Below are 24,229 nucleotides of genomic sequence, written 5' to 3'. Positions count from 1 at the left end.
AGGGGAGTTGATCAATACTTATGCTTGTCAATCAAACTGAAACCCCGCTGTACATTAAGGTGAACGAAAAAGACAATACCGCAATCATCGTCAATGCCGGCGGACTGCCGAAAGGGACGGTGTTTCCTTGCGGGCTTAAACTGCAGGAGCGGATACCTCAAGGTCATAAAGTGGCTTTAACGAACATTACACAGGGCGGAGCCGTTATTCGCTACGGTGAGGTTATCGGCTATGCCGTCAAACCAATCGAAAAAGGCGGGGGGATTTCCGAGTCGCATATCATGCTTCCGGAAGCTCCGCCGCTCGATGAACTGCCCATCGCCAACAAAGTTCCAAAACCCGCTCCCCCTCTTGAAGGGTACACATTTGAAGGATACCGGAATGAAGACGGGAGCGTCGGCACGAGAAACGTGCTTGGCATTATGACAAGCGTGCAATGCGTCGCAGGCGTTCTCGATTACGCAGTTAAACGAATTAAAGAGGAACTGCTTCCAAAATATCCGAACGTTGACGGTGTCGCTGCATTAAATCATCAGTACGGCTGCGGTGTGGCGATTAATGCACCGGAAGCCAAAATCCCGATCCGAACGATTCAAAATATCGCCAGACACCCTAATTTCGGCGGGGAAGCGATGGTGATCGGACTCGGCTGCGAGAAGCTCCTTCCGACGAGGATAGAGCCGGAAGGAGACGCTGAAAACATTCTTTCATTGCAGGAACGGCGAGGGTTTGAGCAAATGATACAATCGATTATGGAAATGGCCGAAGAGCGCTTAAAAAGGCTGAATGAACGGAAGCGGACAACATGTCCCGCTTCAGACCTGGTGATTGGCCTTCAGTGCGGTGGCAGCGACGCTTTCTCAGGAGTGACCGCAAACCCCGCGGCGGGATATGCGGCCGACTTACTCGTCCGGGCAGGGGCCACGGTTTTATTTTCGGAAGTCACCGAAGTCCGCGATGCCGTTCATCTCTTAACACCGCGCGCTGTCAATGAAGAAGTCGGCCGCGCCCTGATTCGGGAAATGGCTTGGTATGACCGCTATCTGGAAAGAGGCGAATCAGACCGAAGCGCCAATCCGTCGCCAGGGAACAAAAGGGGCGGGCTGGCAAACGTGGTTGAGAAATCGCTCGGCTCGATCGCGAAATCGGGAAGCAGCCCGATCAATGCCGTACTCGCGCCAGGTGAAAGGGCTGTACAGAAGGGACTCACTTTTGCAGCGACACCTGCAAGCGATTTTGTATGCGGCACCCTGCAACTGGCTTCGGGCATGCATTTGCAAGTATTTACAACCGGAAGAGGAACGCCGTACGGCCTTGAAATGGCTCCGGTTATGAAAGTGGCAACCCGGCAGTCATTATCAGAAGATTGGCGCGATTTAATCGACGTTAACGCCGGACGGATCGCAACAGGTGAAGCTTCAATAGAAGAAGTCGGCTGGGAAATTTTCAGGACGATCCTTAACGTCGCAAGCGGAAGGAAAACATGGGCGGAACATTGGGGGCTCTCCAATGACTTGTGTTTGTTCAACCCCGCGCCTGTGACTTGATCGAAAAGCACCTTGATAAGGTGCTTTTTTAATTGTGAACTCGTTTTTAACAAGAAGTATAAAGTGGTTCTTTTTTCATATTTCCTCTTTGGTAAACTAAACCGCAGTACCTTTCGGAGCCTTGGCGCATCAACCATACTGCCTGTTTTTTCAGAGGGCCGGCATACGATTTGCAGGGTGGTGATTCTTATTTCCTATTTATCTAATTTATTCCATGTTGTAACATAAAAAAGTATCATTTTCAAGCATGTCATTCGCATTAAAATGAAGTGCTTGCAGCTTAACTTAAAAGCCCTTGGAGGTTTAATAAAATGAAAAAGATGATGATATTGTGTTTTTCTATAATACTAATCTTTACAGGAGGATGCAGTATGAACGACAGCCAAAACGGCAAGAACGGCAATCAAGAAGAAGCGGTCAAGCCGAAAAATATGGACCCGAAAGACCTCCCGCAGGTTCCGGCGTTCCAGGATGAGAAAACAAGAGAATACATGGCATCAACAAAGGAAGTCGAGCCGGGCTATTATTTGCTTGAGTCTAAACTGAAAGGGTTTACGATGTTGTTTCCGGAGAATGGGAGATATGATGACAATTTATCCTCTCTCGGAAAAGATGAAGAGATAATCTCTTTTTATAGCTACGATGAAAAAACGAATGTTTCTCTTAATGCTTCTGTAGAATATTACCTAAATCAATCTTTCATCAATAATCCAAATGAAATGTTAGAACAAGTGAGGGAGGAAAATGGATATAAAGGACAATTTGAAAAGTTCGAGGAAAAAGATAAGGATATTTATTTTGCGTATATGAAAACTGTTCACGACGATACAAATCAAAAAAATAATGAGACTCATTCCTATATTGGTTATGTAAATAAACAGAATTATGTTGGCATACAATTTACATTTGACTTTACTTGTCTAAAAAGTTCTAAACCTTGTTCACTTGATGTTGATTCTGCTGAAAAGAAAGCTAAGAAGTTAGTCAAATCCATCGTATTTTTAACTGGTAAGGAGAAATAGGATGGCAACTAAAAATATATTTGAAAATGAAAATGTGAAACTTCGTATAATAAACCTGGAATACAGCTATAAAAATAGGTTTGCTTCAAATAATCCAAATGAAGTGAAAAAAGCTAAAGATAATTTCGAGGCAGATGTCCGCAGAATTTATAAAGAGGAAACAAATCATGAACTTAAAGAAAATATAGAGATTTTTACGTCAAAAGAAATTCTAGAACATAGTAAGGATAAAACAATCAGTCAATCAGGCTATGATGGAACAGCTATTCATCTAAAGGATAAGACAAAACATATCGATCAGCTCCACATTATTTCCGAGGGCAGCGCCGATAATGAAGATTGGAAATATAATTTCTTTGGATTGTTTTTGGGAATGGATAACAGACAATATAAGGCTACAAGGGAATTTTCAAGGGCCTCCAAGAGAAAGGTCGGTAACTCTAAAGAGTTAAAAACTTATGCTATGGGCCATTCTCTCGCAAACAATAACCAAGTTTTAGTGCAGTTAGTAAATGGTGAATTTGATGAGGTTTATGGTGTAAATGGGGCCCAAATAAGTGTAGATCACTTATTGTTGATTGATAAGAAAATGGCAAGGGAACTAAGAAAGAAGTATCAAGTAAACGATTTATCAACAATCCCAAGACTCAAAAAAGCCATCATCAAATACTACAACGACAAAGGCGTCACAGCCAACATCACCCAGCGCATTTCCAGTGACGATCCGCTCTACGGTGTCAGCGGGAAGGCTGATTTTATTACGTTCGGCGATGTGAAGATGACGAACACACACCCGGATATAAAAGGATTCCGAAGTGTCATTGATCATATTCCTGATGAAGATGTGAGCAAACTGAAAGGGTACTTTCAAAAATATGCTGCTGATTATCGAAAGGGCGGCATTCAGGGTTTTGCTATGGAAGCAATCGGCGTAGATATGGATTTTTTAAACGGAATAATGAATGAAGAGGGTACAGCTCAGCAAATAGCATATTGCTTGAAACATCCGGCCCGCCTCTTGAATATGGTGGGTGCACTTGATAAAAAGCTGCCAGAGTTTAAAGCATTTTTTGCGAAAGTCAAGGCCTACAGCGGCCCTGTTCTCAATCAGCTTGAAGCAAACGGTTATATTGATGAAGCGAAAAAAAAGACCATTCAAAAAGACATTGCCGAAGTAGAGCGACTGACAGGAAGGCTTGACGTTTTATATGAAAAGATCAAATTTCTTGTCGACTGGAAGACTGTCATATTTACTCTAAATAATAGACAACTCTCTCAATCACTAATGAAAAATTTAATCGAATTTTATTCAACTTATAAAGCATTGGAAGAAGCCTTAGGCAAACTGGATCAAGACACAAAAGACCTTCTCAATCTTATTGGCGAAGGCCACAGCATCACCCCGCTTCTAAACGCCCTATCCAAAAAGAAAGGCATCAGCTACAAAGGAGGAGACATCTATTTTTCTAAGAAAGGCAAGGACGGAAAAGAGATAAAGGTCAATCTGTCATCTGCCATCAGGATTTACCAGGCGGGGATGGCTGCCATTTCAAAGATTGAGGCTGAAATTGAACGCTACCAACGTGTTTTCCACCATGAAATCCACGATCATTTCGCAATTAAAAAATCTGAGTTGACAAAAGCCATTCATGACATGGAAGCCAATCCTTCCCGCTACCAATTCGACATTCAGTTCAAGCTCGCCTCAGGCTTCGCCGGATCAAACGGAAAGCTGAATAAAATCGTCGTCCACGACTCGTACCACACGGCCCCGCTTCCTCAGTGCGACGGCGTCGTCAGCGAATTAAAAAAACAAACCTCCAGCAAAAAGAAATTTGTAAAAAGCATTCGCGCCAGCATTGAAAAATTGTTCGATGAAGATGAGCAAATTTCGGCGCTGTTTGATTTTAAGGCATAGGGGAGGGGGATTAAGATGATAAAACCGTTATTGGAGGAAACTGAAACAGTTTCAGCGACATATATGTTTTTAAGCAGTATTTCAGCAAAGGATAAAGCGGCCCGGCTGAACGCGCCGCTGAAAAGCGTTTTAAAAGAACTGAAAGAATTTGATAAAGTGCTAAAAAGCGAAATCGAAGGGCAAAAAGGTATGATGATCACGAAAATTAAAGAAGAATTAGATCACAAAAGTGAAAACCGCAAAACCGTCATCACCCGGATGAAATCAGACAACGAGCAGTTTGCAAACAGTTATCATGACATGATTGAAACTTTGCGGAAGCAAAACGTAACACTTTACTATAAAAAGAATAAGCCCCTTGATCAATAAAAGATGACCCCTGACATCAGAGGTCATTTTTTTGTTCCAATGACTTGTGTTTGTACAACCCCGCGCCTGTGACTTGATCCGTGTTAGTGGGAAAGTAGATTGGTATCCGTCAATAGATCCGGAAGCTACAAGAGGATTCAACTAGAAATATAAATAATTTTTGTAAAAAACACACGTTTTTCAATTACAATGAGTGTACTTGCACGTGTGTTTTTATGTTGAAAAGGATAGGTGAACAAGATGCAGCGCATATTGCTTATTGAAGATGATCATTCGATCAGTGAAATGGTCGATCATTATTTAACAAAAGAAGGGTTTGAGGTCGTGCTTGCTTTTGACGGAGAAGAGGGCGTTCGCTTGTTTCAGCAGGGCAATTATGATGTGATTCTGCTCGACATCATGCTTCCTAAACTGAACGGGATGGATTTTCTGAAATTGATCCGTGAACAGAGCAAGGTCCCGGTTTTAATGATTTCTGCAAAAGACGGGGATGTCGATAAAGCGCTGGGGCTGGGTTTTGGTGCGGATGATTATATTGCCAAGCCGTTTTCGATGATCGAACTGACCGCAAGAATAAAAGCCGCCATTCGGCGCGCAACGCAGTATTCCGCCAGTGAGCCGGCAAATCAAAAACTACGTATTCACAAGCTTACGATTGATATAGAAAATGTATCCGTACAAAAAAATGGTGAACCGCTTCAGCTGACATCAACGGAATGGAAGATGCTGACCTTGTTTGTGACAAACCCTAAAAAAGTATTCACAAAAGAACAAATCTATCGTTCGGTTTGGAATGAGGATTATTTTGGCGATCAAAATATTATTAACGTCCATATGAGGCGCTTGAGGGAAAAGATAGAGGATGATCCTTCCTCTCCGCAATATATTAAAACGCTTTGGGGCATCGGTTATAAATTAGGAGAGTTTTAGCATGACAATGTTATGGATTGGCATGCTGATGATTTTGGCGTCTCTCAATATCGTTCAATATAAAATGAAAAAACAGCGGGACCAAAACTTGAAGTACATCACGGAAAAGCTCAGTATGATGCTAAATGAGCAGGCGGCTGATCAAATTTTATTAGGAACGGATGATAAAGTACTGCGGGATCTGCTCGTGCAAATGAACCTGTTTGTTGAGGAGCGTCAACGCATAACAGCCCGCTTTGCAAAAACGGAGCAGTCAATGAAACGAATGCTGACCAATATGTCCCATGATCTGAAAACCCCGCTGACTGTTGTGCTCGGATATATCGAGGCGATTCAAAATAACTCGGATATGGCGGAAGAAGAGCGTGAAAGGCTGCTGGAAAAACTTTATCAAAAAACAGGAGAAATCATTCAGCTGATGAATTCTTTCTTCGACTTGGCCAAACTCGAATCAGAAGATAAGCAAATACTGCTCACGAAAATACATATCAACGAAATATGCAGAAAAAACATTCTCCAACACTATGATGCCGTTCAGGCAAAAGGTTTTAAAGCTGTCATCGACATCCCGGATACCCCGGTTTATGCACACGGAAATGAAGAAGCGCTTGACCGGGTTCTGCAAAACCTTTTATCAAATGCGATTCAATATGGTGCAGATGGAAAGCTGATCGGATTGTCCCTTACATATGATGACACGCAGATTGTTATTACGGTTTGGGACCGTGGGAAAGGGATTGGCGAGTATGATCAGCAGCGGGTGTTCGAAAGGCTGTACACCCTTGAGGAATCGAGAAATAAAGCGTTCCAGGGAAGCGGGCTCGGCTTAACAATTACAAAAAGGCTCATTGGGAAAATGGGAGGGGACATCTCTCTCCAAAGCAAGCCGTATGAACGGACAGCGTTTTCCATCACGCTAAAACGAATGACCTATTAGCAAACGTAAGAATTTCTTAAGAAACAAGAAATAAAAAAGACAGCGTCCATCGCTACAATAGACACATAAGAAAGACAGGAAAGGGGAAACAGAGTTGACTTACATCGTACAAACAAGCGGGCTTACCAAGACATTCAAAGGTCAAGAAGTTGTGTCAAATGTAAGCATGCATATACGAAAGGGAGAAATATACGGTTTTCTCGGCCCGAACGGAGCCGGGAAAACGACCGTCATGAAGATGCTGACGAGCCTCGTAAAACCGACAAGCGGGGAAATCAATATTCTCGGGCATAAGCTGACAAATCAATCATACGAGATTCTCGGCAAAATAGGCAGCATGATCGAATACCCGATTTTTTATGAAAATCTGACAGCCAATGAAAATTTAAATCTGCACTGTGAGTATATGGGATATCACAATAAAGCCAAGATTCAGGAAGTGCTGGACATGGTGAATTTAAAAAATATCGACAGCAAACCTGTAAAAACATTCTCGCTTGGTATGAAGCAGCGTCTTGGAATCGCGCGTGCCATTCTTACCAAACCCGACTTGCTCATCTTAGATGAACCGATTAATGGCCTTGATCCCATCGGGATTAAAGAAATCAGAAACTTATTTCAAGTATTGAGCAAAGAATATGGAATGACATTGCTCATCTCAAGCCATATCCTGAACGAAGTAGAGCAGATTGCAGATACAATCGGAGTGATTCGGGACGGCAGGCTTGTTGAAGAAGTATCGATGGAAAGCGTAAGAGGCCGGAACACAGAGTACATTGAACTCGTGACCCCGAATCAATTGCGGGCTTGCTTTGTGCTTGAACATGAGCTTCAGATTGCTAATTTTAAAATACTAAATGATAAAACGATCCGAATTTATGATGCCGAAGCTTCTCAAACAGCCATTTCTAAAGCTCTGATTTTGAATGATATAGAAATTGAGTCCATGAATAAAAAGCATACTTCGCTTGAGGACTACTTCCTCAGCTTAATCAACGGCAATGCGGCCAGCGCATAAGGAGGCGGAGACACTTGCTGAATTTATTGAAAATCGAAATGAAAAAGATGAAGCTTGGCTGGTATGTACGCGGAGCCGCCTTTGCCAATTTCATCATCCTCGGTTTTCTGTGGATGGTGACCTTCACAGAAGGCAAGGATACGTTCCAAACGATTGATGAAACATTTCTTGTGATCGGCACTTTCGTCAGAGCGGTTTTTATCATTTTCGGAGCCGTGCTGATTTCAAAATTAATCATTTCAGAGTTTAAAAACAAGACAATACTTGTGATGTTTACGTACCCGATCAACCGAAAAAAACTGCTGGCTGCTAAACTGCTGATCGCAGCCGGGCTGACTTTCATTACGATATTGATATCAAATGCATGCGTTGCCGCTGCTTTTTTTCTGCTGAATTCAATCTATGGGGTCATCCCCGGCGAATTAACAGCTTCTATGGTTTCTCAGCAGGCTCTGAAAATGATCGTTTTTGCTTTTGGCGCCGCAGGAACGAGTTTAGTGCCCATCTTTTTCGGAATGCGGAAGCACTCCGCTGCGGCAACGATCATTTCGTCTGTCGTGATCAGCATGTTGATCAGTTCCACAAGCCCGGACTTTTCCATTTCTTCAATTGTTTATATTCCTTTATCTCTGGCCGCTGTCGGTCTGATTTTTTCCTTTTTGGCAGTAAGGCGGATCGAAAAAATAGATGTATTTTAACGGAGTTGAAGTTCAATGCTGAATTTAATTAAATTGGAGTTTAAAAAAACGAAACTAGGGTGGTATTACAAAGGTGCAGTGATTGCAAATCTATGTATACTGGGTTTTTTATGCCTGATCGGATCGGAGGAAAAAAATCTTACTCAAGACCAAATGGCGATGGCTGACGCGGGATCCACGCTGCTGCTTCTCGGAACTTTTGTAAGGTCTGTGTTTATTGTCTTTGCAGGCGTGCTAATTGCCAAACTGATCATCGGAGAGTATAAAAACAGAACCATCACGGTCATGTTTACATATCCGGTCAGCCGAAAAAAACTGATCGCCGCAAAACTGCTGCTCACCGGCGGATTGACCTTCTTGACAATGATCGTGTCCGAACTGATTCTTGCGTTTATTTTCTCGCAGCTCAATGATATCTATCAATTCAGCCCGGAAAAACTGACGCTGCAAGCCATTGGAAATGAGATTGGCAGTATGCTCATTTACGCTGCTTCTTCGACAGGGTTGAGTTTTATTCCATTATACTTTGGGATGCGCAAACAATCCGTTCCTGCCACTATTGTGACATCCTGCATTTTGATTGCGCTGATCGGTCAGCAAAGTCCTGGATTCTCAATTGCATCTATTATTTATATTCCTGTTTCATTGGCTGTAATCGGGATTGTTATTGCGTTTTGGTCGATCCGAAAAATTGACCGGGAAGATGTATTATAATGGATCAATTATATAGTGAAGGTGCAAATTGACGGATTCCAGGCATTTACCTATACTTGAAGAACTGAAACAACAAGGAAAACGGGTGAACATGTCATGGAATTTGAAATTCGCTATATTTCTTTTTACGTCATTCAGGTCGACGGCAAGGATGAGCAGGCCAACAAGCAATATAAACATTTTCAGACGCTGGATACAGAGGAATTTGAAACCAGCGAACTGAAGGATTTCTTAGACGGGGAATTGAAAAAAATCGTGAAGCGGAAAGCCGAACGCCATCCGAAATCAGAGCAGGTGCCGACGAAAATCGGCCGCTTCATCACAGAACCGGGGCATGAGCTTGATTCTAATCCGAACTACAATCTGTTTCACAAAACAAAACTGGCGGAGACAAAGGAAGAATTCAATGAGCTGAGCGAACAGTTCGTCCGCACATACCTCGACACGAGCGCCGTCAGGGGAGGCGTTTTTTTGGTGGCGACAGCCGTACCGCGCAAATACTTCGATGATACATTTGTCTTTGTCATGAAGTGCGACTTTGAACCGAAGGTCGCTTCGATCGCCGATGAATCATCGCTGATCCGCAAGGTCGAAATGGCGATCACGACGAAAAACATGAAATCGATCCAGTATCCGCACATGCCTGAAGAGGGCATGACAGAGGAAAGCGAAGTGAAAATCCACCAGGCCTCGCACGCCCGCTACTTTGAAGACTTCTTAAAATTCGTCGAGTACGGCGAGTCGATGCCGGAAATCATGAAGTCCCAAGTGATGAACATGGTGCAGGAGCATGTGTACGAAGCATTTGAAGACAAAAGCGAAGAACTCCAGCAATTTGAACATGATCTCGAAATCTGGGAAGCGAGCGAAAAGCGGGAGATTCAGGAACGCCTCGACACCCATCAAGTCATCGAAGCCTCCGCCCAGATCGTTGAGCATATGCCTGAGGCAGAGCTGAAAATGAAGCTGGGAGCAACCGAGATTAAAGGACTGCTGGCTGAATTCGGAGATTCGATCCACCTTGCCAAGGTAAACGGGCGCTATGTCGCGCTGATAGAAGCCGAGACGATTTCCTTTGAAAAGGGCAGTTCTCCGGTGGAATTTTATAAACCTGAGGGACTGCATGAGGTGATTGAGCGGATACGGAATAAAAGTGATAGGGAAGATTAGAAATAAGGAAAGGCATCCGTTTTTTCGGATGCCTTTTGATTTTTCATCCAAATTGATGAGGGTGCTATGTAAATTACTGTTTAATAAGGTTAATATAAACATAATCAAGCCGATATAGGGATTATAGAAAGAATTGAGGAGAGGTACCCAATGCGTCTCAATAGTCAATACATCCGTACACAGCTGATGATTCAGAATATGTTGAAAAGGAATGCGGCTGATCCAACTGTAAAAAATGTCTCTTCCGATATCACTGCCTTTGCGAAGAAGGCCAGCAGTCAAGCGGGAAGACCATCGAAGGAAAGTTTGAGTAAGCTGAACTACTCAAAGGACAGTATTGTGAATCATGCCGAAGCTTTCAGGCGGGCATACGAAGCAGCAAATGATCAAACTGTGGAAGAAACGAAGATCAATGCCCAAAACCCCTATGAGTCAGAAAGTGATATCAGGAAAAAAATCTTAGATGAAAAATACAGCAAAATCAATGCAATGAACAAAACGAAACCTGATCCTTTAGGCTATATTAAGGATAAATACAAAAATTCCAATTCCCCTTATTTCAGAAATGACCTGTCGGCAGCAGAAAGACAAGCTGCATATGACAATGAAACTGAGTGGCTGTTCAAAGGAAAAGCGCAAAACTATAATATGCAGGATGCCGCGTTTCGAAATGTGAATTTTAATGGGGAAGTAGAGGCGGAGAATGAGAAAATATATCAGCGCAGCCAAGTCAACAAACAGCTTCAAGCGCTGCTGGATCAATATCATATTGCCATTCCTGCGGATACGGCGCTCACCTTTACAATTTCACCGATTGATTATCAAGTAAAAGTGAGCGGAACAGATGATGAGCAGCTCATCCATCAACTTGAACATATATTGCAATCAGGAGAAAACAGCAAACAGTTATTTCTGCATATCATGAAAAGCTTGAGCAGCGATTCAGCCCAATATTCCAAAGAAGCGCAGCAAAAATATCACACGGTTCGCGAGATATATGAGGTGACAGGCTATCACCTGAAGGACTTGGAAGTGGTTGATGGCCGATATGTAACACCTGACGGCCGTGATTTGTTAGATGTGTATAAAGAAGAGCTGGAGAAGGACCCTGTCCAAAAGAAAACGGCTCATTTCGCAATCGCTCATTATGGAGCAGAGCTGAACAGACTTGCAGAAGCCGGATATGATTCTGTTCCGGATTTTATCTTATCTATTGACTACAGCAACGGATCTTTGCGGGATACAGGGCAAAAGAAAAGCTATGGAACCGGGGATACGGCTTGGCTAAGAGAATTAAAGCGCCGAACGGGTGTTAATTATTAGTTAGGCAGGAACATATGGGTTTCCTCTATCAGGTTGATTTTCTTAATAATTGAATTTTGCGTTGCGGGTCACCCTGCCACCTGTTAAAATAAGGATAACTTTAAAGAACGGAGGGATTTCCCAAATGGCATACATCAGATTCCGATTGAACTTTGTCCTCGCTAACTAAATCGTGAACAAAGTCTCTGCCTGTGTGCAGGGTAATCGGGATCAGTCTGCCTGTTTTTAGGGGACCCTTTATGCAATAACAGAGGGAGAGGCGCGGATTCCAGCGCCTCTTTTTTTGCCTTTAAAAATAGCTTATCTGAAGCTTGCCTTCAGTTTATTTGTCATATCTTTTTCCGTTTACTTTCCAGCGCAGGCAGACGACCTGTGCTTTTTTTTATTAAAAACCTTCAGTAAAGGGGAAAATCGTATATGACAATTGTAAATGAACAAATTGAACAAATATTAAAACTTGCGGAAAAACACGGCCTTCGGCTGAAACGAAAGCATGCGGAAATCAACGAGTCCGGCATGGATTTTCAAGTCGTCTTTGCCGAAGATGAAGCAGGCAAGAGATGGGTCTTGAGAAAACCGCGGCGCGACGATGTGATTGAAAGAGCAGTGTATGAAGGGAAAGTACTGAAGCTGCTGCAAAACCATCTTCCCGCCGCTGTGCCGGATTGGCGCATTCATACTCCCGAACTGATTGCATATCCGGAGCTTCCGGGGGTTCCTGCCGCGGTCATTGACATGGAGGTGAAGAATTACGTATGGAACATGGATCATGAGCCTCCGGCTGAAGCCTTTGTCAAGTCATTGGCGAAAACGCTCGCGCTATTGCACAGCATTGATCATAAAGCCGCAGAAGAAGCGGGCATGCATGTGATGAATCCGGATGGCGTCAGGCGGTCAAAAGCAGAGCAGATGGAACAGATCAAAAGAGAGCTCGGGGTTAGCGGCGAGCTCTGGGAAAGATGGCAAAAGTGGCTGTCCGACGACTCGTATTGGCCTGAACATACTGCGTTTATCCACGGCGACTTGCATCCCCCGCATATTTTAATTGACCAGCATCAGAGCATAACTGGGCTGTTGGATTGGACGGAAGCGAAAATCGCCGACCCGGCAAAAGATTTTCTATTATACGAGACGATTTTAGGAGAAGCCGAAACCGCCCGGCTCATCTCTTATTATGAAAAAGAAGGGGGCCGGGTCTGGCCGCGGATGAAAGAGCATATTACGGAATTGCAGGCCGCCTACGGCATCGAAATCGGCATGTTCGCCCTGCAGACAAAACAAGAAGAGCACTTGAAGATGGCGCTGGACGCGCTTGGGGTCAGACAATAAAAAAAGGGCTGTCGATTTCGATCGACGGCCCGTTTCACATCATAATTTTTTCAATTATAGCAAAAAAAACCTTTTTTTCTTCCTCTGACAATTTGCCGAAGAGCTTGTCGATCAAGGCCTGGCGGTTTTCCACCATTTGTGCGGCGATCCTCGTTCCTTCTTGCGACAGTTCGATCCAGACGGTGCGCCGGTCATCGTTATTTCTCGATCTGATCACAAAGCCCTCTTTCTCCAAATGGTTCAGAGCTGTTGTCGTTGCTGATGGAGACAGGGCGACCTCCTGTAAAATCTCCTTTATCGTACATGTTCCGTGTCTGTAAATGATACGCAAAATAAACCCTTTGCCGCTCGTGATACTTTTCGGAATCGTTTCTTCGTCCAATTTCTTTGAAGACCGCAAATATTTCGTGAAAGCATGATCCAATAGATTCGCTTCAATCCGATGGTGATTCATGAAGGTTTCCTCATTTCCGACATCGTGTAGTAGATCAGCAATTTTATGCTGGTCAAACAAACATAGGTCTATTTTATCATAAGCGAATGCTCCGCAAAAAACGATTTTATGAATTTTAACATGAGTCATTTAATTTCTTTTGTTATCAATTCATAAAGATAATAATTCTATTATGAAATAGTTTTACAATGGATATATTTTGTTTTAGAATGAATTTGTGCGTCACATAATCTCACCAGGTTTTGTGAGAAACAATGAAAATTTGGAGATGAAAATTTTGAGTACACTTCAGCAATTAATCAATCATCATATGGAAACGTCAGATGGGTTGGAAGCATTGTCCGGAGGAGATCGAACGTTTACGTTCAAAGCGTATCATCAACGGGTGAACCAGCTGGCTCATTATCTGCTGGAGGAGGGTGTTCAAAAAGGAGACCACATCGCGGTTTTATGTAAAAATAATCATCATTTTCCCGTCATTTTGCTGGCGTCTCTTAAAATCGGGGCGACAGTCGTGCCGTTAAGCTGGCAGCTGACATCGTATGAATTAAAAGGAATCTTGAACAACTGCCGGCCGAAGGTGATGTTTTATGACTTGGAATTTGCCGATATACTAACGCCGCTCCGCGAACAGCTTCAGTTCTGCCTGATGATTGAAGCGGGTGCGGGAATGAACACGACTGAACAGTTTGAGAGCCTATTTAAAAACAGGCCGCTGGAGGTGGAGGCCGACCAGGTGACCGAGCATGATTTGGCTTTAATGCTGTTCACCTCGGGCACGACCGGAAATCCGAAAGGCTGTATGGTCAACCACGGCAGTCTGGCCGCATACTTGACAGAGGTGAACGTGAAATCGAAAAAGCTGAAAGGCATGCGCTTTTTAGCGAGCCATCCGCTTTATCATATGAGCTCGCTCAACCATGTTTTTCAGGCGGCTTTTGAAGGAATTGGGCTTCATTTCTTATGGGACCCCGAACCGTTTGAAATCCTGCAGGAGATCGAGAAGAAACACATTCATATGATGATGGCGTTTCCTTCCGTCTACACTTACATGCTGGAGGAAATGAAAAGACATCCATTCGATCTGTCGTCTGTGAAAATGCTTGTCTCCGGCGGCACCAAGGTGCCGGCGCGGCTGATTAAGGAGTACAATGACATGGGAATCCTGATGGTGCAGGGGTATGGCAGCACAGAAGCATGGACGGTTAGCGTATGGCGGCCTGACATGGGCTGGGATAAAGTCAATTCAGCCGGCAAGCCGATTCCGCAAGTCAGCATAAAAATCGAAGACCCTGATACACATGAAGAGCTGCCAAGGGGCGAAGTCGGAGAAGTCGTCGTCAAAAGCCCGTATGTTTTTGAAGGGTATTACCAAAATCCTTCCGCCACGCAAAAGGTGCTGAAAGACGGCTGGTTTTATATGGGGGACTCCGGCAAACTTGATGAAGACGGATTTTTATATATTACCGGCCGGTATAAAGACGTCATTGTCTACGGAGGCGACAACATTTATCCTGACCAGGTGGAGGAGATCATCGATCAAGTGCCCGGAGTCGTCGAATCGGCCGTCATCGGCGTCCCGGATGAAATGTACGGGGAAGTTCCGAGGGCGTATGTGGTGAAAAACGAAAGCTCCGGCCTTAAGAAGGAGGACATTATCGCGTATTGCAAAGAGCGCCTGTCCGACTATAAAATTCCTGAAATCGTTTTTACCGACAGCCTTCCGAAAAACAGGCTCGGCAAAATCGTCAAAAAAGATTTGCGCGAACTGGCTGTTAAAGGACAGTGAGCGCAGTAACAGAAAGCTTATCCAGCATTGGATAAGCTTTTTTTGCTGCCGTTTTTTGTAACGTTTTCCAATGCTAAACCCACTACAACAGTAGGAGGTGTTGACAATTGAAATCGAAATGGAGTGCGATGGTGATATGGACCGGTCTTTTATTGTTGGCCGGATGCGGAGTGCACAAGGAGGCCGATCCCCCGCCCGTCAGATCCGCGCAAAAAACGGACGCCTCGTTATCTGAAGCTGAACAGCGGTTTGCGCTCGCATTGTTTCAAGACATGATAAAAGAGGAAGGAAGCCGGAAAAACATCTTCCTCTCGCCTTACAGTATTCACCAGGCACTTGTGATGACGGCAAACGGTGCCGCGGGAGACAGCAGAAAGGAACTGCTCGGCACTTTAAACCTCAACCAGACGGATATGACATCGATCAACAGGATGTCACAATCTGTGAATCGTTCGCTAGAAACGCTGCCTCACGGCGAATTTTCATCGGCCAATTCGATATGGTCCAAAAGGGAGCTGAAAGAAAGCTTTCAAGACGCGATCAAAGGCCTTGGCGACGCCTATCAGCTTCATGATGATCCAAATCGGGCAGCAGAAGAAATCAACGGCTGGGTCAAAAAGAAAACGAAAGACCGCATTGATCAGATCGTTGACAAGGTCTCGTCGAATACGATTGCCTACATCATTAATGCCGTCTATTTTAGAGAAAGCTGGAAGCATCCATTTGATCCTCACATGACAGCGGAACAGCCATTTTATTCTGCGGACGGCTCCGCAAAAAAACACCCCATGATGACGCAGACAAACCGCTTTCCTTATCTGGAAAACAAACATTTTCAAGCCGTCAAGCTTCCTTTTCAAGACGAAGGTCTGTCATTGGCTGTTTTTCTGCCGAAAAAAGCGGCAAATCTTGAACAGCTTCTAGCTGGCATGACGTATGATCAATGGCGCGCCTTGCATAAGGGCTGGACGATGAAACAGGTGGAGCTCAAGCTGCCGCGCTTCTCATTTCAAACAGACTACATGTTAAATGAACCGCTTAAACGGCTTGGAATGAAAACCGTGTTTAGCAGCGCGGATTTTTCAAATATGTTTGCCGGAGAAGGCGCCGCTCAAATTGATAAAGTCAGACATAAAACATTTATCAAAGTAGATGAAGCGGGTACCGAAGCATCCGCGGCAACGGCGGTTGAGATCATCGAATCAGCTCCCGTCCCTGAAGTGACGATGACTGCAGACCACCCGTTTTATTTCGCGATTGTTGATGAAACATCCGGAATGAACCTTTTTGTGGGCAGTGTGGCAGAGCCGTCGGATGAGTAAACTTGGAAAAATTCTATTATTTTATAAAATATTCATTAAACTTCCAATTCAATTACCGATATAAGGAAGGGAGTTCCTTTATGGTGATGAATAAACGGGAGGCAATGACAAATGAAAAAAAGTTTGTTTCTTTTCGTGTTCAGTGTGTTTTTGATGGCGATTCCAGCATTTTCGGCTTCGGCAAATGTTTACGAAGATGAGTATGAACCCAACAATTCTTTCGCTGAGGCTTATGATTTAGGATTGTGGAAATACAAGACGATTTCGGCGACGATTCACAGCGAAAGCGATAAAGATTATTACAAATTTTACGCGACAAAGGGAGAACAGCTTGCCATTCACCTAAAGAACATCCCAGCAAATACAGACTATGATCTTTACTTATTTAAAGATGCTTACGGCTATCCTGCAGTAGGATCTTCTGAAAGAACGGGAAACCAAAATGAAATCATCCGCTTGGATGTTCCGGAGACAGGCCGGTACATTGCGGTCGTTACGTCTAAAGACGGTTCATATGACGGTTGGGGATTTTACAGACTTGAATTTATCGACAGAATGAAGAGCGGTGCTTATACGGCGAATTTGTCTCCATCATCCATCTCAAGCCCGGGACAGGGAGTCGTTTCTCCGGTTGCCGCCGTCAATCTTGCCAATGTCTCGGCCATTCCCGAAGGAGCGACTGTGAAAAGCGTTTCCGCCGAGGGAACCATTTCTCCGAGCCTCGGACACACCTACAGGGAAGTTCTGAACAAGGAAGAAGGCGTTTGGCACACATCGGTTTCCGGCGGCACACTGTTTCCGGATCTAAAGCCTGAACTTGCGCTTCCGGTCAAAACGACATGGAATGTGAGATACTATTCGCTCGCTTGGAGCAGTTCAACATGGAGATCGCCGCAGCTGAAGATCAATTATCAATACGATTCAACATACGGCTGGTAAATGGATCCAAATTCCGTCCGATATAAAAAGTAATCGAATGTAATTGGCATGAAAGGAGCTCCCATGAATATTAGAGACAGGGTAAAACTTTCGCTTTATTCCGAGCAGCTGATGAAGCCTGCCGCCGCGGAGATGCCGGCCGAGAATAGAGGTTCCAAGAGAATGGCCGGCAGCCAAACAGATACCCTCTCCATCAGCAAACAGGCTGAAGCGGCTCAAAAAAATGCACCGTCATTACGATCACAAATGAACGGCGTTCAATTTGAGATCTATAATCTTTATGTGGACAGGCAGCGTTTGAACAGCCAGATCGATGAGACGCTGCGCGAGAGCGGAATTTCTCTTTCCGAGAGTGAACATCTGACATTGCAAGTAGACGGAAATAACCGGATTACAGTTGAAGGCATCGAAGATGAACAAAAAAGAACCCGGATCGAAGCCGTTTTAAATAACAGTGATAAACGGTTTGGCGCCCGTCTGTTGAGCCATGCGGAACTGATCGGTGAACAAAATGGAACGCCGCTGGATAAAGAAGCTTATGAAAAATGGCATGTGAATGAGTTTTTGAAAACGATTGCCGGTCTGTCTTTGGCTGATGTCAGTTTGGATGAAAAAGGAGAGCTTGAAGGCGGAAATGAGAGGCTCATCAGAGTGATTGAATCTGCCAAAGACCCGAAAAGCGACTTGGAGAAGAGCTTTCAAAACATGCTGAAGAAGCTGAAGAATGTTCTGGCGAAAGGGCCGGACACCATTGCGGACAGATCGGCTTCTTTCGGATATGCCGGCGGAACGCTCATCGATCTCAATGTATCAAAAGGATTCTCCGCGGGCCAGCTGAACGAGTGGCTGGATGATCCGTTTCTTAAAGAAGTCTTGCTGAACAATTCTTAAAAGACCTGGCAAAGCAATTTTGCCGGGTTTTTTGTTTGTATAAAAAAATTTCAAATTTCGCATTGACCCTCACGTTGCGGGATACTTTATAGTCAATATTGAAGGGAGGTCAGATAAATGAAAATGAAAGTAAAGGAAGTGGCCGACTTAGTCGGCATCAGTGTGCGCACACTGCATCATTATGATGAAATCGGATTATTAGCTCCGTCGGAGACGACCGAAGCCGGGTATCGGCTGTATTCAGATGACGATCTGGAAAAGCTGCAGCAAATCCTGTTTTTCAGAGAGCTTGACTTCCCTTTAAAAAAGATTAAAAGCATTCTTGAGAACCCTTCATTTGACAGGAATGAGGCGCTTCAGCTCCATCGCAAAGCGCTGCTGGAGAAAAGAAGCCGGCTTGACCAAATGATTGCGACAATCGATAAAACGATCCAATTCGCGAAAGGAGAAATCAACATGACAAACGAGGAAAAATTCGCGGGATTTGATTTCAGTCAAAACCCGTATGAGGAAGAAGCGCGGGAACGCTGGGGCGATGAAGCCGTCGACAGATCGAAGGCCTATATCGAATCCATGCCCGAAGGTGAACGGAAAAAGATGGAACAGCAATATGATGCCATTTACAGAAAAATCGCCGCCCTCAGAAAAGGCGCCTCAGACTCAGAGGAAGCACAGGCGGCTATAAAGGAATGGTACGACTTTCTGAACAATAACACCGGCCACAGCTATTCGCTCGAAGCTTTCAAAGGTCTGGGACAAATGTATGTCGCTGACGAGCGCTTTACGAAAAACATTGATCAATACGGCGCCGGCTTGGCGAAGTTCATGTGCGACGCCATGACGGTGTTTGCTGACAGGAATAAGGAATAATCGCTGGAAACCGCCTGATAAGGTCGTGAAATGACCTTTTAGGCGGTTTTTTTAATTTTAATGTGAGCTATTCCTTTTGGGCAATAGCCTGTGCTCACTTATTTGATTTGCAGGGTAAATGCTGTGTTTGATTTGTGTCGAATCTTCTAATATGTTATTATATCGTCAGTCGATATATCGTAAGGCGATGTAAAATAAGGAGGCGAATGATTTGAATACACACTTTACCGGGATGTTATTTGTTTTGAGCGGAATTTTTTTATTAAATTTAGCGATTTTATCAGGAATAAACGGTGTATGGTGGGGACTAGCTCTTGGCGGCAGCATCATTTTCAATCTAATAGGTGTTGTACTGCTCATGAGATATATAAATGAAAAACGCCATACTTAAAATGAGGTGCGAAAAGTGAAGAAAAAAACGGCGGAAAGCTATTTACCGCTTACGCAGGCTACGTATTACATATTATTGTCATTAACTCAACCATTACATGGCTACGGCATTATGCAAAGGGTTGAGAGCATGAGTGAGGGTGAGGTCAAACTAGGGCCTGGCACTCTTTATGGTGCACTAAGCAAACTCGAAAAGCAGGGGCTGATTAGAAAGGAAGGCGAATCCGGCGATAATCGGCGAAAGCAGTATATTTTAACGAATGAAGGATGGCAGGTGATTGAACTCGAATTTAAACGCCTATCCAAATTAGTGACGATCAGTCAATCTATTTTTCAAAAAGAGGGAGATACAAGTCATGAGTAAAAAAAGAAAGCGTAAATTCCGTTTTTTTCTTGCTTGGCAAGACCGGAAGGAGGAGAACTGGCTGAATGAAATGGCAAAACAGGGGTGGATGTTAAAGTCCTTCTTTTTATTTATCTATATATTTGAAAAGACAAAACCAAGCAATACAGTATATCGGCTCGACTATAAGACAACATCAAACCTGGATCAGGAAGAATATATTCATATATACGAGGATGCAGGCTGGAAGCATGTGACACAGTTTTTAAATTGGCATTACTTTGCGGCTGATCCCAGTCAAGTTCAAACAAATGCGATTTATACAGACCGCGAATCTGAAGCAGAAAAATATAATGGCTTACTAAAAGTGCTGTATGCTGCATTTGCCAGTGTATTTCTCAGCTTGGGACTACCGCTTCTCGTCATAGGCATCCCTGGATATTTTTATTGGATAGCAGCATTCAATCTCCTTGTTTTGTGTCTGTTGACCGTGTGTATATTAAAGGTTCGTAAAAAAACAAGAATTTAATGCTGATTGACACATGCTAATTTTCAGAGTAATATATTTTTTACAAATCATGTACGGTTAAACGATATTGAGGAAGAGCAAGTACGTGTCAGAGCATGGGTTTAAGAGAGTCGGTGGCTGGTGTGAACCGATGCCCTTCTGACGCCGAATGGGCTTCTGAATCGCTTCGCTGAAACGGACAGTAGGCGGAGCCGGGATAGTTCTCTCCGTTATCAAGAGAAGCGTATCGAAAGGGCTGACTGTTCCCTTTCCGTATGTTCCAAGCGAATCGTTGATGCGATTAATAAAGGTGGTACCGCGAGACCCTCGTCCTTTTGTGACGGGGGTTTTTTGTATTTTTAAGGAGGTGGTGGCCATGGAGGAAGGCTGGCCGGAGTGGCCGCATCATGTTAAATGGAAACGGAGGTGTGATGGTAAATGGTGATTGCAACGGACGATTTGGAAACGACATGTCCAAATTGCAATGGAAGCGGAAGAGAAGAGCCGGAGCCTTGTCCAAAATGTTTGGGAAAAGGTGTGATTTTGACGGCCCAGGGAAGCACATTGCTCCATTTTATAAAAAAACATATCCACGAATAAAAAGGACGGGTGATACGAGTTGAGTCGAGCAGAGAAGAGTACAGCTGAGCAGAGCGGCCATATTCAAAGCGGCGTTCGAAAAGCGGCCGGGGTCGTTTTTATGGTCTTTGGGACGATGTGTTTTGCTTCAAAATCCATTTTTGTCAAATGGGCTTATGAACAAGGTGCACAGCCGGAAGCGGTGCTGTTGTACCGGCAATTATTTGCGGCGCCGCTGTTTTGGCTGATTTTTGTTGTGTATCGTTCAAAGCTTCCGGCTAAACCAGAAAAAGCGGAGATTTTTAAAGCTTATGCGGCCGGATTGCTTTGTTTTTTTCTGTCGCCATTGCTTGATTTTATCGGCCTTCATGATGTTTCGGCAATCGTTGAACGGATGATTGTGATGAGCTATCCCATGTTCGTATTGATCATCACTGCCTTTGTAAATAAAAAAATGATCTCGGGTCAAACGTTTGCTGCCATCTTGCTTGTGAATGCCGGGCTGTTCTTGGCTGTCGGCGGATGGGATGTGCAAGCATTTGAAGCGAACCTGTCAGGAGCTTTTTTGATCTTATTGTCCGCTGTCGCCTATGCGGTTTATCTTGTTGTGGCGGGAGGCCTTGTCCGTCAAATCGGCGGGATTCGGATGAATGCCTATGGAATGTCGGCGGCAAGTCTTGCGATGGCCGGTTATGCGCTGTTTCGCGCAACAGGAAAACAGCCGGGAATCCTGCTTTCTTATCCTCCCGCAATGTATGGTTTTTTTATGATCATTGCGGCGGTGACGACGGTCATTCCTTTTTTATTCATGCTGGAAGGCATGAAGCGGATAGGAGCGGAGCGGGGAGCCGTCATTTCTATGATCGGCCCCGTTCTTACCATCTTCGGAGGTGTTTTGTTTTTAAACGAACGTTTAACATCCATTCAGTGGCTGGGGTGCTTCCTTGTGCTCCTGACCATCAGTCTGCTGGAATACCGGAAATAGAAAAAGGGGTTCATATCCCTTTTTCATTTCTGTTTTTTGACAGTATGTCCGACCGTTTGAACGCCGCTTGGTGCAATGAAAAACGTCACTTCCTCGACGGTTTCGGGAGGATTGTGGGGGCCTGTATACGTCCTGTATTGAACCTTTGCAATAAATTCATATGATCCGTTGTTGAATTGTTTTTCGGCGGTCGTCCTTCCATAATTCACTCTCTCTACAGATACGATTTTTGCATCATATAATCCGTAATCTTTTTTCATGACTTTTTGTGCGTAAGGATCCAATAATGTAAGAATTAAATCTTTGACATCCCTTTCATTTGTCGTGTAGGCTGTGGTTTTTTCTGAGTTTATCCATAAAAAAGCGCTGCAAAAACAAATTGTGATCAGCAGTTTCTTCAGGGAGCTTGCCTCCTTTCTACGCTTCAATAATAAAGATAGCTTACTCAGTGTCGCCTGTTTTCATAACATAAGTTCTAGCCGCAAAATCGTGGACAGCTTGTTTCGTTTCTGAAAAAACGACGGTTAAATACAGCAGACCGAAAGCAATATGCACCCATGAGACGATGTAGCGCACGAAAGCCTGCCATAGCTTCATCCGTCAGCCTGTATCATCAGAAACAATGCGAATTCTAAAAAGTGCTCTTCCAATGTGCCCCGGAGCTTTGTCAGCGGCATCAAAAGCGGATACAAAAACGAATACCAGCAGTGCTGTTGCACCGACCTCAGGAGATCCGTCTCCAAATCAATGCGGATGAAAAGTGTAATCCGACCGCCAATACGCAATCGATCAACAATGCACCCGCTCTAACCCAAAAACCAGCGTATTGCAAAATGTATAACACCCTCTGTCATAAATGGATGATAAAAACACAGAACTAACTATTTTATAGTCTTTTTTTCTATTTGTCCTCTTTTATAAAATTTTACTTTTCAGCTAAATCATACTGATTTTCATTATCGGATTTCCCCCTCCTGAAAGTTTTGATAAAATAAATAAGTTGTAGTATAAGATACGGAGGTTTAAACGTGGGAAAAGTAAAGAGAAATATGCCTTGCCCCTGCGGCAGCGGGCTGAAATATAAAAAATGCTGCGGCAAAGCAGAGGGAGCGTTTCCGGCTGTCGCGGTGCAGGAATTGAAACAAATCCAGAAAGACGTCATGGAATTCGCTTTTACGGAACATAAAGACACAATCGATCAATTTCTTAATCAGTATTCTTTTCTGTCAGACTTGGATCAGTCTGCACAAAAGATATGTGTTTTTAATCTGGGCGTGTGGGGAGTATTTTCCCGGCCGTTGGCAGACGGAGGATTGACGATTTTCGAAGACTTTTTACAGAAAAAGGGTTCTTCGATTCTCAGATCGCAGACTAAGGAAGCCGTTCAATCGTGGAAAGACCTCTCCCCTGCGCTGCTGCGTGTGAAACATATAACAGATGGCGGCATTCGCTTTGAGGATGCTGTAACAAATGAAGAGCTCACTATAAGGATGAATGTGAAGCGGGAAGGGCCTTTTGTAGGCGAGTACGTGCTCGGCTTTCCGATCAAGATCGGAAGCCATACCGAGTTCTTCTTACAATTCACCATCTATCCTGCAAAAATGGCGGATGCTCTCAAAGACAGGTTAAACGATGCTTTAAGCCGTTTCACAGAAGAAGGCGGAACAAAAGAACAGCTGATGAGAGATGATTTTCATCATGTGTTAATGCAGCTTTGCCGTCAGGAAGAGAGTGCACCGTCTGAACAAGGGTCGGAAGACATCGAATGGGCCAATGAGATGGAGAAAGAAACAGCGCTTGTCTTTGAGAAAGGTATGCTTGACGAAGGACATTCTGAATCATTTGTCTCCTGGGCGGTCGGCCTTTGGAAATCGTATTGTGTTAAAAAAGCGCCGGTCATCAAGAAAACAGAAGCCTTTGCAGCTGCTTTGGAGTATTTTATCAATACGATCTCCAAATCGGAAAAATCGTTATCCCAGGCGAAGCTTGCAAAAAAATACGGTGTCAGCGCTTCGACTGTATCGAATCGTTTTAAAGATATTGAAGCCGTCCTGCAGGACGAACTGGATCATCATCTTGAGCTTATGCCTTCTTAAGGCAAAGGCCGCTAAACCTTTCGGGGAACCGGAAGGTTTTTTGTGTTTGATTCTGATTAAATCTTGAGAAAGGTATTTTAAGATATCG

At 44.0% G+C, this 24,229-nt stretch carries 26 protein-coding genes and 1 other annotated feature; of the genes, 23 read left to right on the top strand and 3 right to left on the bottom strand.

All coding sequences use genetic code 11. The features are described from left to right. The first annotated feature begins 20 nt into the window (after positions 1-20). From garD to M1E03_RS20055, 12 genes are all read left to right on the top strand, one after another. Entirely contained in the window at positions 21-1,547 is a 1,527-nt protein-coding gene (gene garD, locus M1E03_RS20110) for a galactarate dehydratase (RefSeq protein ID WP_033155080.1), read from the top strand. A gap of 311 nt (positions 1,548-1,858) precedes the next feature. Then, positions 1,859-2,569, top strand: a complete 711-nt coding sequence (locus M1E03_RS20105; protein ID WP_458110582.1) for a lipoprotein YvcA — start codon at positions 1,859-1,861, stop codon at positions 2,567-2,569. A 1-nt stretch (position 2,570) separates the two neighbouring features. Further along, positions 2,571-4,487: a DUF6792 domain-containing protein gene (locus tag M1E03_RS20100; RefSeq protein ID WP_458110581.1), complete on the top strand. Its 1,917-nt coding sequence runs from the start codon at positions 2,571-2,573 to the stop codon at positions 4,485-4,487. Positions 4,488-4,502: 15 nt separating this feature from the next. Next, complete coding sequence (locus M1E03_RS20095) at positions 4,503-4,856, top strand: hypothetical protein (RefSeq protein WP_145929791.1); 354 nt, start codon at positions 4,503-4,505, stop codon at positions 4,854-4,856. Between the two features lie 252 nt (positions 4,857-5,108). After that, positions 5,109-5,786, top strand: a complete 678-nt coding sequence (locus tag M1E03_RS20090) for a response regulator transcription factor (RefSeq protein ID WP_095292866.1) — start codon at positions 5,109-5,111, stop codon at positions 5,784-5,786. A 1-nt stretch (position 5,787) separates the two neighbouring features. Continuing rightward, positions 5,788-6,723, top strand: coding sequence for a HAMP domain-containing histidine kinase (locus M1E03_RS20085; protein ID WP_145929792.1), 936 nt, complete (start codon positions 5,788-5,790; stop codon positions 6,721-6,723). Between the two features lie 94 nt (positions 6,724-6,817). Continuing rightward, on the top strand, positions 6,818-7,741 hold the full coding sequence (locus tag M1E03_RS20080) for an ABC transporter ATP-binding protein (RefSeq protein WP_095292799.1): 924 nt from the start codon (positions 6,818-6,820) through the stop codon (positions 7,739-7,741). A gap of 14 nt (positions 7,742-7,755) precedes the next feature. Further along, complete coding sequence (locus M1E03_RS20075) at positions 7,756-8,439, top strand: ABC transporter permease (protein ID WP_026580469.1); 684 nt, start codon at positions 7,756-7,758, stop codon at positions 8,437-8,439. A 15-nt stretch (positions 8,440-8,454) separates the two neighbouring features. Next, positions 8,455-9,153, top strand: coding sequence for an ABC transporter permease (locus tag M1E03_RS20070; protein WP_023857763.1), 699 nt, complete (start codon positions 8,455-8,457; stop codon positions 9,151-9,153). 96 nt (positions 9,154-9,249) lie between these two features. Then, entirely contained in the window at positions 9,250-10,323 is a 1,074-nt protein-coding gene (locus tag M1E03_RS20065) for a DUF3900 domain-containing protein (RefSeq protein WP_020450009.1), read from the top strand. Positions 10,324-10,473: 150 nt separating this feature from the next. Further along, positions 10,474-11,646: a DUF4885 domain-containing protein gene (locus tag M1E03_RS20060; protein ID WP_026580472.1), complete on the top strand. Its 1,173-nt coding sequence runs from the start codon at positions 10,474-10,476 to the stop codon at positions 11,644-11,646. Positions 11,647-12,063: 417 nt separating this feature from the next. Beyond that, positions 12,064-12,975 (top strand): macrolide 2'-phosphotransferase, encoded by a 912-nt coding sequence (locus tag M1E03_RS20055; RefSeq protein WP_023857765.1) that lies wholly within the window; start codon positions 12,064-12,066, stop codon positions 12,973-12,975. A gap of 34 nt (positions 12,976-13,009) precedes the next feature. Here the strand turns inward: M1E03_RS20055 and M1E03_RS20050 are convergent, their stop codons facing one another. After that, a complete protein-coding gene (locus M1E03_RS20050; protein WP_020450012.1) occupies positions 13,010-13,429 on the bottom strand; it encodes a MarR family winged helix-turn-helix transcriptional regulator in 420 nt (139 codons plus the stop codon). Between the two features lie 277 nt (positions 13,430-13,706). Here M1E03_RS20050 and M1E03_RS20045 point away from each other — a divergent pair, with 277 nt between their 5' ends. The 10 genes from M1E03_RS20045 (at position 13,707) to M1E03_RS20000 (ending at position 22,045) form a co-directional block, all read left to right on the top strand. After that, positions 13,707-15,218, top strand: coding sequence for a class I adenylate-forming enzyme family protein (locus M1E03_RS20045; protein ID WP_396278955.1), 1,512 nt, complete (start codon positions 13,707-13,709; stop codon positions 15,216-15,218). Positions 15,219-15,325: 107 nt separating this feature from the next. Then, entirely contained in the window at positions 15,326-16,540 is a 1,215-nt protein-coding gene (locus M1E03_RS20040) for a serpin family protein (protein WP_023857768.1), read from the top strand. Between the two features lie 111 nt (positions 16,541-16,651). Then, the gene (locus tag M1E03_RS20035; protein WP_020450015.1) at positions 16,652-17,479 is read left to right on the top strand and encodes a PPC domain-containing protein; all 828 of its coding nucleotides are present in this window, start codon (positions 16,652-16,654) and stop codon (positions 17,477-17,479) included. Positions 17,480-17,542: 63 nt separating this feature from the next. Then, positions 17,543-18,370 carry a DUF4885 family protein gene (locus M1E03_RS20030; RefSeq protein WP_458110580.1) on the top strand — a complete coding sequence of 276 codons (828 nt, stop codon included), beginning with the start codon at positions 17,543-17,545 and terminating at the stop codon, positions 18,368-18,370. Positions 18,371-18,487: 117 nt separating this feature from the next. Then, positions 18,488-19,240: a MerR family transcriptional regulator gene (locus M1E03_RS20025; RefSeq protein WP_020450017.1), complete on the top strand. Its 753-nt coding sequence runs from the start codon at positions 18,488-18,490 to the stop codon at positions 19,238-19,240. Between the two features lie 211 nt (positions 19,241-19,451). Continuing rightward, positions 19,452-19,631: a hypothetical protein gene (locus M1E03_RS20020; RefSeq protein WP_023857771.1), complete on the top strand. Its 180-nt coding sequence runs from the start codon at positions 19,452-19,454 to the stop codon at positions 19,629-19,631. Positions 19,632-19,646: 15 nt separating this feature from the next. Beyond that, positions 19,647-19,994: a PadR family transcriptional regulator gene (locus tag M1E03_RS20015; protein ID WP_023857772.1), complete on the top strand. Its 348-nt coding sequence runs from the start codon at positions 19,647-19,649 to the stop codon at positions 19,992-19,994. Continuing rightward, positions 19,987-20,502 carry a DUF2812 domain-containing protein gene (locus M1E03_RS20010; RefSeq protein WP_020450019.1) on the top strand — a complete coding sequence of 172 codons (516 nt, stop codon included), beginning with the start codon at positions 19,987-19,989 and terminating at the stop codon, positions 20,500-20,502. Before M1E03_RS20015 ends, M1E03_RS20010 begins: the two co-directional genes overlap by 8 nt. A 58-nt stretch (positions 20,503-20,560) precedes the next feature. Next, positions 20,561-20,819 (top strand) — a binding site (T-box leader). Between the two features lie 100 nt (positions 20,820-20,919). Then, positions 20,920-21,081 (top strand): anti-TRAP regulator RtpA, encoded by a 162-nt coding sequence (locus M1E03_RS20005; protein WP_020450020.1) that lies wholly within the window; start codon positions 20,920-20,922, stop codon positions 21,079-21,081. A gap of 19 nt (positions 21,082-21,100) precedes the next feature. After that, positions 21,101-22,045, top strand: coding sequence for a DMT family transporter (locus M1E03_RS20000; RefSeq protein WP_216921603.1), 945 nt, complete (start codon positions 21,101-21,103; stop codon positions 22,043-22,045). A 23-nt stretch (positions 22,046-22,068) separates the two neighbouring features. On the opposite strand, the gene M1E03_RS19995 is transcribed toward M1E03_RS20000, so the two are convergent. Continuing rightward, positions 22,069-22,305, bottom strand: coding sequence for a hypothetical protein (locus tag M1E03_RS19995; RefSeq protein ID WP_145929797.1), 237 nt, complete (start codon positions 22,303-22,305; stop codon positions 22,069-22,071). Between the two features lie 181 nt (positions 22,306-22,486). Next, complete coding sequence (locus M1E03_RS19990; protein ID WP_224146494.1) at positions 22,487-22,642, bottom strand: RDD family protein; 156 nt, start codon at positions 22,640-22,642, stop codon at positions 22,487-22,489. Between the two features lie 431 nt (positions 22,643-23,073). On the opposite strand from M1E03_RS19990, the gene M1E03_RS19985 reads away from it, so the two are divergent. Next, positions 23,074-24,141, top strand: coding sequence for a YecA family protein (locus M1E03_RS19985; protein ID WP_023857777.1), 1,068 nt, complete (start codon positions 23,074-23,076; stop codon positions 24,139-24,141). The last annotated feature ends 88 nt before the right edge of the window (positions 24,142-24,229 follow it).

Source organism: Bacillus sp. PK6-013 (assembly GCF_054161445.1).
Note: the sequence above shows the minus strand (reverse complement) of the source record. Positions and strands in the feature narration are given on the sequence as shown.